Below are 14697 nucleotides of genomic sequence, written 5' to 3'. Positions count from 1 at the left end.
TACAAGAACAATGTGCGGCGCAGCTATGGTGAAGCGGTGCGCCGTCTATATCCATCCGGTAATATTGTGTGTGTCACTGGTCAGTATTCAATGGAGTAAATGATGAGCGATCTGTCCTTTGTTGCGGGTGAGTTCCCGAAGCTCGCCGCGACCTCGCGTGAAACCGCAGACGCCGTCCGGTCTGCACGCCCGGAAGGAGGGGCGAGTGCGTTCGCCTCCGCGATGCCCGGCGCTGACCTGGCCTCACCCATGCAGGCAGCCGAAGAGAAGCTCGCCGACCAGTGCATGAAGACCAGCATGAAGCTCGAGGAATGTGCCGACTCGCTCGAGGCTGCCGAACGAGACTTCATCGCCGCAGAGGAAGAGAACGGCCAGCTCATCGGCTCGATTGTCAACGGTGACGACTGCGGTCACTCGGGTCCAGGTGGCGGCGGAGACGGTCGTAAGAACCCGCGACTGGTTCCTCTTCCCTCGCCGATCGGCGGTGGCAATCCGCCTACGCGCGGCCCGCGTCTTCCCGGTGACCCGGGCAAGCAGAGGGGGGGCCACCACGGGGGCGAGGGGACTCGCGGCCACCGCCGACCGAACCCCGGCACAGGTCGGCCGAAGGTTGAGCCCATGCCCTATAACCCCGTCGGTCCGCTCAAGCCCTTGGATCCGATCATCACGGGGCCGACTGGTCCGCGCCCCCTTCCGAAACCTGCTATCGACCTTCCCAAGGTGCCTCCCGTGACGCTGCCCCAGATGGGAAATCCGACCCCGGGGGTGGATCCGATCCTGGGATTCAATCGCTTTAGCGCAGAACTCGGAGGGCAGTCGTAATAATGAAGTGGTCTGATCTCCTGCAATGGGAGGGCTCATCCCTCAGCCAGCAAGCGCAGGCATATGAAAAGAGTGCACAGTCGCTCAGGAATGCGTCTGAGAGTCTTCAATCCAACGTGAACTCCCTGACCGGTCAGGGAAATACGGTCGATGCTGCCCGTCTTGCGATGTTGAAGCTCTGTGCGGAGGTTGACAAGCAGGAAGAAAAGCTCACGGCTCTCGCGAACGTCCTCAGCGAGGCCTCGGAGGGAGCTGAAACGGTCGGAAAGGCCGCCAGGAAGCTCGACGGCACCGCCGCGAACCACTCCCTTCACATCGGGGCGGATGGGTCCGTTCAGTACGTGGGCCCGCATAACGTGTCTCCGGCCGATGCGGCGACGATCAAGAAGAACATGAAGATCGTGTCCGACCAGGTGAGCGCGATTGTCCAGAAGGCGAGAAGTGTTGTCCAGAACGCGCAGAGCAAGCTCGCGGCCCTGGGTGGTGGAGCAAGCTCCTACGCGAATGGGTCGACCAAGGGAACGCGCGTCCCGAAGAAGGATCTGAAGCTGCCGCCCAAGAGCGCCTCCGAGAAGGAAGTGGCCAAGTGGTGGTCGTCGCTCAGCGACGCCGAAAAAGAGCAGATGATCAAGGCTCACCCCCAGGAGATCGGCAACCTGAACGGTATCGACGGAACGTCGCGTAACAAGGCGAACCGTATTTACCTGGACGATGCCACCAAGAGGGAAGAGAAGAAGCTTGAGCGTCTCAAGCAGCGCTACGGCGCGCATCCTTCGCGTCGTGAGCGCCAGGAGCTGGAGCTTGTCGAAGAGCGTGTGAAGTCGCTCCATAATGTCAAGGACACAATCAAGAGGGAAGATCAGGACGGTGTGCCCCGCCAGCTCCTGAGCCTGGAGACCTCGGGCAAGCACGTTACCGCAGCCGTCGCCCAGGGCAACGTCGACACGGCCGCTCATGTCGGTGTGGTCGTTCCCGGCCTGTACTCCAACGTCGCCGAGAACTTGGACGACTATGACACGCGTGCAGGTATCATGCGAAAGAATGTTCAGAAACACGCTCCGGGTGACGGGGTTGCGATCGTTTCCTACCTTGGCTACGAGGCACCCCAGAACATCGCAGAGGTAGCGGACATTGGCTACGCCCGGAGGGGCGCGGATAAGCTGTCCGGATTCCTCAATGGCCTGGATGCGTCGCGCGAAGCCGGTCCGGCGGGCGACGCGCATATTAGCGTCGCCGGCCACTCCTTCGGGTCGACGACCGCCGGCATCGCGCTCACCAAGGTCAATCCCGGCGTCGTGGACGACCTCATCCAGTTCGGCTCTCCGGGTTCGGGTGTCCAGGATGTCTCCGAGTTCAAGCTTGAGAAGGGACACGCCTGGGTCAGTGCCACGGACTACAAGCAGGACATGGTCCAGGGCATAGGAGACGACGGCCGATTCGGAAAGAATCCCGCCAAGATGCCGGGCTATAACCACCTGTCCGGCGATGTCGGTGACAAGATCGACGAGTCGCAGCCCTATCCGTTCCAGAAGCACGGCGGATACTTCAACGAGGGTAGCAAGGCGCTCGACGATATCTCTCGGGTCATCGCGGGCCGAGGTAAGAAGTGAGGCGCCCGCTCGTCGGAGCGCTCGCGGTTGTTCTAGCAGTGGTGTGCGCCGCGTGCGTACCGTTCGGAGGAGGAAAAGGAATGAACCCGGAACAGAAGGAAAACCTGGAACGGGCCGCGTCGCTTGAACCTATTGAGGCGTTCAAGCGAGACGTAGAGCCGGCGATCATTCGTGCGCGCGACACACTGATGACGCGTGAGAACTACAGGAGCTACGACGGCAACGATTACATCTACCGTAACGTTGTTGGTGACCAGGTTCTGTTCTCGATGGTGTCGCGTACGTACAATTTCGAAGAGCGCGATCCTGCCCGGGTGCGCGCTGCGTTTGACACAGAGCTGGGGCCCCTCGGTTTCGATTTCCGTGAACACGTCTATGAGGATGATGGCCGTGGCAGCGACACGGTCCTTGCCTGGACGAGCGAACGATACGGAGCGACCGTACACATCGTGGTGTCGGGTATCGGGTTGACAATGATGAACTATTACACGGGTGATCTGCGCAGCGATGGAACATCCACTAATCCCCAGGAACTGGCGGATATTCCGGGACGCGTGCCGGACTGGTTCGCCGACGCGGCCGCAGGCACGCAGTCGTGACGAAATCCAACTGAGGAGTCTGCTAGACAGCGAAGGGGGGCGGCGCTCGATTGAGCGCCGCCCCCCTTACGCAACCCGCGTGAGCGGGCAGCGTCAGAGCGTCAGCCGTTCAGGGCGTCGGACACGACCTGCTTGGCGGCCTCCTGGACCTGGGCCAGGTGCTCGGCACCCTTGAAGGACTCGCCGTAGATCTTGTAGACGTCCTCGGTGCCCGACGGGCGCGCGGCGAACCACGCGGACTCGGTTGTCACCTTCAGGCCGCCGATGGGCGCGTCGTTGCCGGGCGCACGCACCAGCTTGGCGACGATCGGGTCGCCGGCCAGCTCGGTCGCGGTCACGTCGTCCGCAGACAGGGCTGCGAGCTTCGCCTTCTCCTCGCGGGAGGCGGCAGCGTCGATACGGGCGTAGGCGGAGGCACCGAAGCGCTCGACCTGCTCCTCGTGCAGCTGGGAGGGGGTCTTGCCGGTCACGGCTAGGATCTCCGAGGCGAGCAGCGCCAGGATGATGCCGTCCTTATCGGTCGACCACACGGTGCCGTCCTTGCGCAGGAACGAGGCTCCCGCGCTCTCCTCGCCGCCGAAACCGACGGTGCCGGACAGCAGGCCGGGCACGAAGTACTTGAAGCCCACGGGCACCTCGATGAGGTCGCGGCCCATGGAGGCCACGACGCGGTCGATGAGCGCGGAGGACACGAGGGTCTTGCCCACGGCCGCGTCGGCGTTCCAGCCGGGGCGGTGCGTGAACAGGTACTCGATGGCGACGGCCAGGAAGTGGTTCGGGTTCATCAGGCCGTCGGGGGTGACGATGCCGTGACGGTCCGAGTCCGCGTCGTTGCCGGTCGCGATGTCGTAGGGGGTATTGCCCTCGGCGTCGGGGGTCATGGCCTCGCGCAGGGACGCCATCGCGTAGGGCGAGGAGCAGTCCATGCGGATCTTGCCGTCCCAGTCCAGGGTCATAAACGGCCACGCCGGGTCAACCTCGGGGTTCACGACGGTCAGGTCGAGGCCGTAGTGCTCGCCGATGGCGGCCCAGTAGTCGATCGACGCGCCGCCGAGCGGGTCCGCACCGATGCGCACGCCCGCCTTGCGGATGGCTTCGATGTCGATGACCTGGTCGAGCTGCGAGACGTAGAAGTCCAGGTAGTCGAAGGGCTTGATGTTCGGGTCGTGCAGCAGGTCCGAGCCGGTGACGCGGGGAACGTTCTTCCATTCGCCCGAGTCGAGGAGCTCGTTGGCGCGCGCCGCGATCCAGCCGGTCGCGTCGGTGTCGGCGGGGCCGCCGTGAGGCGGGTTGTACTTGAAGCCGCCGTCGCGCGGGGGGTTGTGGCTGGGGGTGACGACGATGCCGTCGGCCAGGCCGTCGCCCTCGGTGCGCAGGTTACCCGGGGCGCCGTTCGCGCCGAGGATGGCGACGGACACGGCGGGGGTGGGCGTGTAGGAGCCACGCGAGTCGATGCGCGTGTCGATGCCGGCGGCCGCGAGGACCTCCAGGGCGGTGCGCCACGCGGGCTCGCTCAGGGCGTGGGTGTCGCGGCCGATAAACAGAGGACCGTTGAAGCCCTGGGAGGCGCGGTACTCGATGATCGCAGCGGTGATGGCGATGATGTGCGCCTCGTTGAACTTGGCGTCCAGCGAGGATCCGCGGTGACCCGAGGTGCCGAACACGACGCGCTGTCCCACGTCGGTCGGGTCGGGCGTGATGTCGTAGTAAGCGGAGATGACATCGTCGACGTTGATGAGGTCTTCAGGTAGGGCACGTGTGCCAGCTCGTTCATGCATAGGGACAGTGTTGCACGTTACGTCCTCTTGTGGGTAGCGCCGTCCCACGGCGTGGACTTTTCCTTGTTTTCTCTTGTTCGAGGCCGTGGCTGGGAGGGCGAAAAAGGTCAGGTGGGAGCGGGGGCTGCCCAGGCCTCGTCCCCGGGGAAGAAAAAGGGATATGCACGTTTTCCCAAAATCGGCGCCGAGCGACTATCCTATGAGATGTCGGTCACCGCAGACCGTGACTGTGTTGTCAGGAGGAACATCGTGGGATGGTTTGATTCCATCGAACATAACCGTTGGCTGAGCGGCCACATGCAGGCACTCATTGAAGAGGCAGAAGGCGCGATTGTCGCGACTGGTTTCGCGCACCTCGACGCCGATGGAAAGCCCGACCCGACCCGATCGATCGACCTGGCCGTCACGGGTCGCATGGCCTACGTGTTCTCGCTCGGTGCGCTCATGGGTCTGCCTGGCACTCGTCGCTACGCCGACCACGCCGTCAAGGCGCTCACCAGCTACTTCACGGACCCCGTCAACGGCGGCATGTGGTTCGCGATCAAGCCTGAGCCCGACGCTGATGGCCACGGCGTGCCGTGGGACGAGGACGCGCGCGTCAAGTCGCAGTACCACACGGTGTACGCGCTGCTGGGCGTCGCCGCCGCGACGGTCGCGAACCGCCCCGGAGCCCACGAGCTGCTCAACCGCATGCTCGAGGAGCAGAAGGAGCTGTGGGCCGACGACTACGGCCTCGTGTGGGATCAATACGACGAGGCCTTCAATGAGCCCGTCCCCGTGCACACACTCGGTACCCTCATCCACACGATCGAGGCCTACATGGCCGCGGCCGAGGCCACGACCGAGCCCGAATGGCTTGATCGCGCCGAGAAGATGACGGCCTTTGCGTACAAGGTTGCCTCAAAGAACGGTTGGCGCATCCCCGAGTTCTTCGACGAGAAGTGGGAGCCCAGCCCCGAGGCGGGCAAGCTCCTCAACGACGGACGCCGCTACTACGAGGGCTACGTGACCGGCCACTCCATGCAGCTCGGTCGCTTTGCGCTGCAGGTGCGCGCGGGCCTGCGGTCGATGGGCTGGACCGTGCCCGACTACCTCCTCGAGATGGGAACCGAGCTCTTCGAGCGTGCACGCGTCGACGGATGGCGTCGCACCGACGGCAACCCCGGTTTCTCCACCGGCGTCAATGACGAGGGCGACCCCGTGCCCGGCGAGGACGAGCATCAGCAGTGGGTCGTCTGCGAGGGCGTGTGCGCCACCGTCGCCGTGCGCCGCGCCATGCTGGACGACGGCGCCCGCGTCTCCGACGTCGAGCACTTCGAGCACTGCTACCGCTCCTTCGTCGACTACATCCACGACTACCTCATCAGCCAGCCCGGTCGATGGGTGCGTCGCCTCGGTCCCCGCAACGAGAACGTCCAGCCCGCCAAGTCGTCGCGCTGGGACGTCTACCATGCCGTCCAGGCGACGCTCGCGATCCGCCTGCCGCTGTGGCCGCCAACGGCCCCCGCTCTCTCGCGCGGCCTCCTCGATCGCCCCGAGGAACCGGCCCCCGATAAGAAGTCCTGGAACTTCTTCGGGCTGCGCGGCTGACGCATCGGATGTCTGATGGGCTCGGGCCCGGGGATGCGAGGGTCGCATCCCCGGGCCCCGTCCTGTAGGATGTTCCGCGTCTGGAGGGCTGTCTGAGTGGCCGAAAGAGACGGTCTTGAAAACCGTTGTGTCAGCAATGGCACCGGGGGTTCGAATCCCTCGCCCTCCGCCGAGCCGGCCGCCCACGGGCGTCGCGGCGGGTGCACGTTCGCGCTCGCGGCGAAAATGCCCTAAAGTAGTCGGCACTGGAGACGTCGCATAGTCCGGTCGAGTGCGCCTCCCTGCTAAGGAGGTAGGGGTGCATAGCCCCTCGCGGGTTCAAATCCCGCCGTCTCCGCGCATAACCCCCGCGCTTCGAAAGAAGCGCGGGGGTTTTCGTATTCTCTGGCCCAGTGGGCGGGGAGCTATCCGGTGTTTGCGCAGCTAATTTGCAAGTTGGTTTGGGAAGCATGTTGTGCAGGGGCGTCGCACACACTTTGGGAATACTGGGTAATTAAGTAACTGGTGAGACCTGAGTGTGATGCGTCACTAAAATATGAGACCGGCTATCATCTAATCCCTATTGCAGTGGTCATAATTTGATGATGCCGACAATGCTTTCCCGGCAATTGTTGAAAAATCTATTGTTGATGCTCAAAAGTTCGTACTGACCAAGAGTTCAGAGAAGTTGTTACATTGCCGTTATGCCCGAAATTTCAACGAAATACACCGTTGTAGTTGTGGCTTAGGCGATAGTTGTTAGGCATGGTGGTGATGTCTGCTCCTTCACTAGGCTGGAGCGCAAGTCCTGTCCACATTCTGACGATAGAAGGAGAAGTCGATGTCTCGACTGCGTCCGTTCCGCGCCCGTGTGGGCGTTGCGGGTGCTGCCAGCCTGGCCGCTCTCTCGCTTCTCGTCACGTCGCTGACACCCCTCGCCATGCGAGCCAGCGCCGCCGACGAAAGCACGCAATCGCCCGACGTAGCAACCTCCCAGGAAGCTGCCACGGCCTCGTCCAACTCTGAGACCGCCGACGCGCCTGCCGCCGAGGCCGGGGTCGAAGCCCCCGCCGCCGAGGCTGGTGCTGAGGCTCCCGCCACCGAGGTCGCCCCCGAGGATCAGCCCCGCACGCGCCGCGCCCGCGCCGTTGCGGACGATTCCGCGACGCTGGCTCTGAACGTCGTCAACGACTCGGAGACCCTGCGTATTCACGACGAGCAGATCACGACGATCAACTTCTCCTGCTCCTCGGTGACCACCCCCTGTAAGGGTGCCGAAATCGAGCTGACGCTGCCCGGCCCCATCACGCCGGACGGCCTGAAGCTCATCGAGCGCGGCTACATGGTCGTCCCCGTCACCGGCGACAGCGTCGCCAGGACGGCGACCTATACCGAGAACAAGCCGGACGGCACCCGCGTGCAGCGCTACGTCTTCAAGATGAAGGATCCGCTGCCCGCCGGCACGTCCGACCGTATCCAGGTCTCCTGGTACTACAACTACAACGACGCGCCGAACAACTCGACGACCACCCAGAAGGTGACCTTCAGCGCGCAGAATGCTGAGAAGGTCGAGAACGAGCTCACCACCACGTGGACCGCCGACACCGACATCGCGATCGAGAAGAGCGGCCCCACCAACAAGGCGAACTTCCCCGCCGTTGGTGGTGAGGCGACCTACAAGCTGCGCTACGGCTATCAGCAGATCGACCAGGACAACCCCAACAAGGTCGGTATCCGCTGGAACGGCTCCGCGATGAAGTCCAACAGCCTGAACGCGCTCGGCTTGGTTGGTGTCCAGAACATCAAGGTCGTCGATCCGCTGCCCGCCAAGGCCGTCTTCGTCACGGCCTCCGACGGTGGCGTCTACGATCCGGCGACCCACACCGTCACCTGGTCCTACGACCGCTGGTTCTGGCAGAACCCGCTCGAGTCGACCGTCACCGTCAAGTACCCCGAGGGTACGGTATCGCTCGATGACACGGTCACCAACAAGGCAACCATCAGCGCCGAGGTCATGAACGACCCGAAGACCACCCTCACGAAGAGCTCCGAAATCACGCACGGCTTCGCCGAGCGTAAGGTCGGTGGCCGCATCAGCAAGGCCGGTGGCGACTGGCAGCACTATGTTCGCAACATGAGGGCCCCTTGGCGTTTCGGCACCTTCAACACTGGTAACACGACGCTGCACACGCACTGGGACGATACCCTGCCGTGCACCTGGTCCTCTCAGGATGCTAAGGCCGCCGGTGCAGCCTGTGACACCCCTACGTTCGTCGGCCCCTACCAGTTCAACATTTTCGGCAAGTCCGGCTACGAGGACAACGGTGGCTGGACCCTCGAGTACTGGACCAACAAGGGTAACCACGAGACCGTCAACTACACGAAGACGAGTGGCCTCACCCTGCCCGAGGGCGAGTGGATCACCCGCTTCACGATCGACTCCGACGTGGCGCCCCAGACCAACGCGTCCATCTTCTTCTACGGCACGATCAACCCCGCTCTGCCGACGAAGGAGCCCGCGGACTTCGCCTCGCACTACAACCCTGTGTCCCCTCCGGAGAAGTACTACGACTACCAGGCCTCCCCGGATTACGTGCGCTTCCAGAACTGCGCCAGCGGTACTTTGACTGATAAGGACACAGGCGCCGTCGTCGCGTCGAGCGACGAGCTCTGCTCCTGGATGCGCGTGCGCGACGAGTTCCCCTCCGTGCAGGCCTACAAGGTCGTGCGCACCAACCCCGTGGTTGTGGGTAAGCCCGCTAACTTCTTCATCAACGGCACCGCTAAGGCGAAGTCCGAGGGTGGCACGCCCACTCCGTTCACGATCGTTGACCTCCTCCCCGTGGGCTTTGACGTGGACGATGCTTCCAAGATCGTTCCCGAGAAGCGCTCGACGCTGAAGAACCCCGACGGCACCCCCTACGACCTGAGCAAGGTCACGGTGGAGATCGAGAAGAACTACAACAACACCGGCCGCACCCTCATCCGTTGGAACGTTCCGGACCCGGTCGAGGGCAGCCTGTACTCGTCCTTCGACGTCAACGTTCTCGCCACGGCTCCGGCTGGTAAGAACACGAACGACGCCATGGCGTTCATGCCCGGCGACGGCGCGAAGGCGACCACCGAGGATAAGAGCCAGCGCAACTGGAACTACTGCATCGGTAGCCGCGCGGTCGACACCTTCGACGTGAACAAGAACGGCTCGACCACCGACTACGTGTGTAACGCCGCATTCGACTTCAACGTGGCCACGACCCCCTCGATGGCAATCACGAAGGAAGTCAAGGGCAACAAGAACGCCGACTTCGTTCCGGCCGGTGAGATCGCCGAGATCGACCCGGGTGCCGACGGCGCCTACCGTTTCACGATCTCCAACGCGGGTAACACCCCGCTGACCAAGGTCGTGGCCTACGACATCCTGCCGCACCTGAACGACGTGGGTGTCGGCCCCGCCTCCTCGCAGGCCCGTGGCTCCCACTGGAAGCCGAACCTGAACTCCACGGCGTGGGCGTTCGAGTCGGTGAAGGAGAAGCCGGGTCGCGATCCCGAGGTCACGGCTGTTCCGGCCTCGGACATCACGGTCCAGTACTCGACGGTTCCCAACCCCTGCCGCGGCGAGGTCCTCTCTGCGGGTGGCGCCATGAACGACGCCCCCGCCGGTTGTACCCCCAACGCGTGGGGCGACGCTCCTGCCGACCTGACGCAGATCACCGGCTTCCGCCTGGTGATGAACCGCGACATTGAGCCGGGTGAGAAGATCCGCTTCGTCGCGACCATGACCTCCCCGGTCACCGCCAACCTGATTGCCTGGAACTCTGTGGCTATGTCCGGTGGCTCCATGCTCAACGGCAAGGTGTCCTACCTGCTGCCGAACGAGGCCCCCAAGGTCGGCATTAACGTGTCCTCCGATGTGGAGCTCACCAAGACGGTTGCTCGGGCGAAGATGAACGGTGATGAACCGGTTCGTGACGCTAACGGTGTCATCGAGACGGTTGAGTCCGACGAGGTCATCATGCCGGGTGACTACATGCTGTACAAGGTGAACCTGAAGGCCAAGGGTCCGGCGGTTGCCTCGGGCATGAACGTTGCCGACGCTCTGCCTTCTGGCGTGGAGTACGTGTCCTCCGAGACGCGTGTCTGCCAGGATGGTGCGACGTACCCCTGCACGGGCCCGGTGTACGCCACCGCTTCCTACGATCCGGCTGCCGGCACCTGGAGTGCGATGGAGTCCGGCATTCTCAACACCAACCTCAACGTTGGCGGTACCGAGACGCTGTACGTCCTCGTGAAGGTCAAGCCCTCGACGGAGGGTTCGACCATTACGAACACGGCGACCCTGGGTGAGTTCGATCAGGTCGACTCCAACAAGGACAACAACAAGGACAGCGCGACCTTCAAGGTGGGTGGCACCCTGTCGGGCACCATCTATAACGATGTGAAAGCCTGGTGGTTCTTCAGCGAAGGCACCGGTAAGCCTTTCGAGGGTGTGACGGTTCGTCTGCTCGATGCTGACGGCAACCCGGTGAAGGATTCGTCCGGCGCCGACATCACCACGAAGACCGATGCTGACGGTAAGTACACCTTCACCCGTCTGCCGATGGGCTCGTACAAGGTCGAGGTCGTGCCGGGTGAGGTGAAGGTTGATGGCACCGACGTGAACCTGGCCGACTACAAGCAGACCTTCGCGTATGGCTCGTCGATGACGAGTGCCCAGATTGGTAAGGGCAAGCTCGTGACGCCGGACCCGATCACCCTGACGAGTGCCGCGCCGAACGTGACCAGGATCGATTTTGGTTTTGTCAAGCCTGTGTCGGTGGGTAACTTCGTGTGGTTCGACGCGAACAAGGACGGCATTCAGGATGCGGATGAGGTCGGCGTTGCCGGCGTCACCGTTACCCTGGATCAGCCGCTGGGCATGGACCCGGTCCTTGATGCCGACGGTAATGTCGTCAAGCCTGTGATCACGGACGCCAACGGCAAGTACGTGTTCACGAACCTGCTGCCCGGCCCCTATGAAGTGACCTTTACCATCCCGGATGGCTACTCCGAGACCGCGAGGTATGCGGGCGATGATACTGCCGTCGATTCTGACGGCGCGCAAACATGGCCTGTTCTGAAGCAGGGCGAGGACGACATGACCGTTGACCTTGGTTTGGTTGCCGACGGCACGATTGGTGACACCCTGTTCTGGGACGTCGACAACAACGGCGGTTCCGAGCCCTCGGGTGCGGACAAGCCGCTGGCCGGCGTGACCGTCAAGCTGACCTACACGACCCCCGCGGGCGTGGAGAAGACGCTGACCACGGTCACGGACGAGAACGGCAAGTACTCGTTCAAGGACCTGGCTCCCGGCGATTACGTCGTGACTGTTGACAAGGCCTCCCTTGCCACCGTGTGCCCCGAGTGCACCGCTCAGACCCACGCCCCGTCGGGCGACCTGACGGCCTCTGAGGGCCAGGAGCTCTCCCTCACCTCCAAGGTGACGCTGAGCCCCGGCAAGATGACGAACAACGACCAGGACTGGGCGTTCACCGGCGTCGCCAACACGGCGATCGTCAAGGCGATTGCGGAGCCGGCCGAGGTTCCGGCGGGTGGCTTCACCCCCGGCACGTCCGTCACCTACACGCTGACCGTCACGAACGAGGGCCCGAGCCCCGCGACCGGCGTCATCGCGCAGGATAAGCTCCCGTCGGGCGTGACCTTCGTGTCCGCGCAGGGCGATGGCACCTACGATGCCGCCTCCGGCAAGTGGGACCTGAGCACTGAGGTGATCGAGAAGGGCGCGACGCGCACCCTGCGCATCACCGTCACCATCGACGCTTCCGCCGCCGGCTCGGTTGTGACCAACACGGCCACGATCGAGAAGCAGGATCAGATCGGCGACAAGAAGCCGGACAACACCTCGTCCGTGCCGCTGACCGCCGGCTACACGATCGCTGGCAAGCTCTACAACGATGCCGACGCGTCGTTCAGCTCCAGCGACTCCGAGGCCCCGTACGCGGGCGTCACGGTTGCGCTCCTCAAGAAGGACGGCACCCCCGTCCTCGACAAGGACGGCAACCCGATGACGGCTGTGACCGACGCCGAGGGTAAGTACTCCTTCGTGGGTCTGCCGCTGGGCGAGTACACGGTCAGCGTCGTTGATCCGACGTCCGGTCCTCTGGCGGGCACCAAGCCCACCGAGGCCTACACCGGTCGCTACAAGACCACCGCGGACGTGACCATCGCTGAGGCGACCGGTTCGGTCATCGATGTGAACTTCGGTTTCGTCAAGCCTGCTTCCGTTGGTGACAAGGTGTGGATGGACGTCAACCGTGACGGCATCCAGGACGCCGACGAGCCGGCCATGCCGGGCGTGACGGTGACCCTGACCCGCGCCGACGGCTCTGCCGTGACGGACGCGTCGGGTAACCCGGTTGCGGCCGTGACTACCGACGCGAACGGACAGTACAAGTTCGAGAACCTGCTGCCCGGCGACTACAAGGTGACCTTCACGAACCCTGCGGGTTATGAGGCCACCGTGTCGGATGCTGGCGATGATCGTGGCGCGGACTCTAATGGCACCGAGGCTGCGGTGAGCCTTACCCAGGGCCAGGACGATGCGACCGTGGATTACGGTCTGGTCGGTACCGGCGTCATCGGTGATCAGCTGTTCGTGGATGTCAACCAGAATGGTGGGTCTGCCCCTGATGCTGGTGACAAGCCGCTGGCGGGTGTGAAGGTGACGCTGACCTGGACGGGTCCGGGTGGTATCACTCGCACGTACGAGACCACCACGGATGCTGAGGGTAAGTACAAGTTCGAGAACCTGCTGCCGGGCGAGTACAAGGTCTCGGTTGATCCGCAGTCGCTTCTGAAGGCTGAGCCGCTGCTGGATGTGTTGACGCATTCGCCTGCGGGTGATGTGGATGCCAAGAAGGTTGTGTCTGAGGATGCGAAGGCCGATAAGGACAAGCTGGCGCAGGCGTTCAACCTGAATACGTCGGTGACGCTGACGGGTGAGAACAACTCGAACCTGGATCAGGACTGGGGCTTCGGTATCTCCGCTGACACTGCGATCCTGAAGGCGATCACCGATCCGGATGAGCAGGCTCAGGAATCCTTCGAGTTCACCCCGGGTCAGCGCGTGACCTACACGCTGACGCTGACCAATAACGGTCCGGGAGTGGCCACTGGCGTGAAGGCCTCTGATGAGCTTCCCTCTGGTGTTTCCTTCGTGGAGGCCCAGGGTGACGGCTCCTACGACTCGGCCACTGGTGTGTGGGATCTGTCTGGCCTGACCCTGGCCAAGGGTGATGTCAAGAAGATCACGATCACGGTTGAGATCACCGGTGAGGGCGCGGGCAAGCTGGTCACCAACGTTGCTCGTATTACTCACCAGGATCAGGCAGGCGATGACCCGACCAACAACGAGTCCTCGGCCTCGTTCAAGGGCGGATACAACCTGGGTGGCACGATCTACCGTGACTCGGACGCCTCCTACTCCAAGAGTGATTCCGAGCAGCGCTTCAAGGGCGTCACCGTCGCTCTGCTGAACGAGGATGGCACCCCGGTGCTCGACGCGAACGGTGATCCGATGACTGCGACCACGGATGAGAATGGTGCCTACCAGTTTGTGGGTCTGGCTCCCGCCTCGTACCGCGTCGTGATCGTGGATCCCGACAAGGGTGATCTGGCTGGTCTGATTCCGACCCAGGCCTACACGGGCAAGGGCGAGACCCAGGCGTCGGTCACCATCTCCGACGCGTCGGTGCAGGGCGTGGACTTCGGTCTGGTTGCCCCCGCCACGATCGGTGATCGTGTGTGGAATGACGCCGATGGTAACGGTGCGGATAACGGCGAGCCGGGTGTGCCTGGTGTGACCGTGATCCTCAAGGACGCCAATGGCGTGGAGGTGGGTCGTACCACCACCGACGCTAACGGTAACTACCGCTTCACTGGGCTGGTTCCGGGCACCTACACGGTCGATATTGAGGTTCCTGCCGGGTTTAACGCGGCCACGACCTCGATGACGGTCACGGTTGGTGAGGGTGAGGAGAAGCTGGATGTGGACTTCCCGCTCACGGTGATCCCGGCTCCGACTCCGGCTACCACGGTTGCGAAGGTTCTGGCTCGTACCGGCTCGGATGCGTCCGTGCTGGGCGGTATGGCGGCCGTGGCTGCTATCGCTGGCTTCGCGGCTCTGGCGGGCAAGCGCCGCCGCGAGCGTGAGGATGCCTAACCCGTAGGCGAGGCCCACACCCCACACAGGGGTACACGCCTCAACAAGGGAGGGGGCGCGAGACCAACACAGGTCCCGCGCCCCCTCCCTTTATGTGC

The 14697-nt window shown here is 63.4% G+C and carries 6 protein-coding genes and 2 tRNA genes; 7 read left to right on the top strand and 1 reads right to left on the bottom strand.

Annotated features, from left to right (window positions below):
* The first annotated feature begins 99 nt into the window (after window positions 1-99).
* The 3 genes from FBF35_RS10540 (at window position 100) to FBF35_RS09730 (ending at window position 3031) form a co-directional block, all read left to right on the top strand.
* Entirely contained in the window at window positions 100-822 is a 723-nt protein-coding gene (locus FBF35_RS10540) for a hypothetical protein (RefSeq protein ID WP_187348950.1), read from the top strand.
* Between the two features lie 116 nt (window positions 823-938).
* Window positions 939-2432, top strand: a complete 1494-nt coding sequence (locus tag FBF35_RS09735; protein WP_241772512.1) for an alpha/beta hydrolase — start codon at window positions 939-941, stop codon at window positions 2430-2432.
* Between the two features lie 80 nt (window positions 2433-2512).
* Complete coding sequence (locus FBF35_RS09730; protein ID WP_060565927.1) at window positions 2513-3031, top strand: DUF4853 domain-containing protein; 519 nt, start codon at window positions 2513-2515, stop codon at window positions 3029-3031.
* A gap of 101 nt (window positions 3032-3132) precedes the next feature.
* Here FBF35_RS09730 and pgm read toward each other — a convergent pair whose 3' ends face one another.
* Window positions 3133-4809, bottom strand: a complete 1677-nt coding sequence (gene pgm / locus FBF35_RS09725; RefSeq protein WP_060565926.1) for a phosphoglucomutase (alpha-D-glucose-1,6-bisphosphate-dependent) — start codon at window positions 4807-4809, stop codon at window positions 3133-3135.
* 249 nt (window positions 4810-5058) lie between these two features.
* On the opposite strand from pgm, the gene FBF35_RS09720 reads away from it, so the two are divergent.
* From FBF35_RS09720 to FBF35_RS09705, 4 genes are all read left to right on the top strand, one after another.
* Window positions 5059-6399 carry an AGE family epimerase/isomerase gene (locus tag FBF35_RS09720; protein WP_060565925.1) on the top strand — a complete coding sequence of 447 codons (1341 nt, stop codon included), beginning with the start codon at window positions 5059-5061 and terminating at the stop codon, window positions 6397-6399.
* An 82-nt stretch (window positions 6400-6481) separates the two neighbouring features.
* Window positions 6482-6568 (top strand) — tRNA-Ser (locus FBF35_RS09715).
* Window positions 6569-6646: 78 nt separating this feature from the next.
* Window positions 6647-6736: transfer RNA gene (locus FBF35_RS09710), tRNA-Ser, on the top strand.
* Window positions 6737-7219: 483 nt separating this feature from the next.
* On the top strand, window positions 7220-14599 hold the full coding sequence (locus FBF35_RS09705; RefSeq protein ID WP_060565924.1) for an SdrD B-like domain-containing protein: 7380 nt from the start codon (window positions 7220-7222) through the stop codon (window positions 14597-14599).
* Window positions 14600-14697: the final 98 nt, after the last annotated feature.

Origin of the sequence: Schaalia odontolytica (genome assembly GCF_005696695.1) — a bacterium.
In the GTDB taxonomy this organism is placed as follows: domain Bacteria; phylum Actinomycetota; class Actinomycetes; order Actinomycetales; family Actinomycetaceae; genus Pauljensenia; species Pauljensenia odontolytica_C.
This window is presented reverse-complemented; position numbering and strand designations above follow the sequence as displayed.

Coding starts and splice junctions, on each gene's coding strand:
- FBF35_RS10540 (WP_187348950.1), top strand. CDS start 100: ATGATGAGCGATCTGTCCTTTGTTGCGGGTGAGTTCCCGAAGCTCGCC.
- FBF35_RS09730 (WP_060565927.1), top strand. CDS start 2,513: ATGAACCCGGAACAGAAGGAAAACCTGGAACGGGCCGCGTCGCTTGAA.
- pgm (WP_060565926.1), bottom strand. CDS start 4,809: ATGCATGAACGAGCTGGCACACGTGCCCTACCTGAAGACCTCATCAAC.
- FBF35_RS09705 (WP_060565924.1), top strand. CDS start 7,220: ATGTCTCGACTGCGTCCGTTCCGCGCCCGTGTGGGCGTTGCGGGTGCT.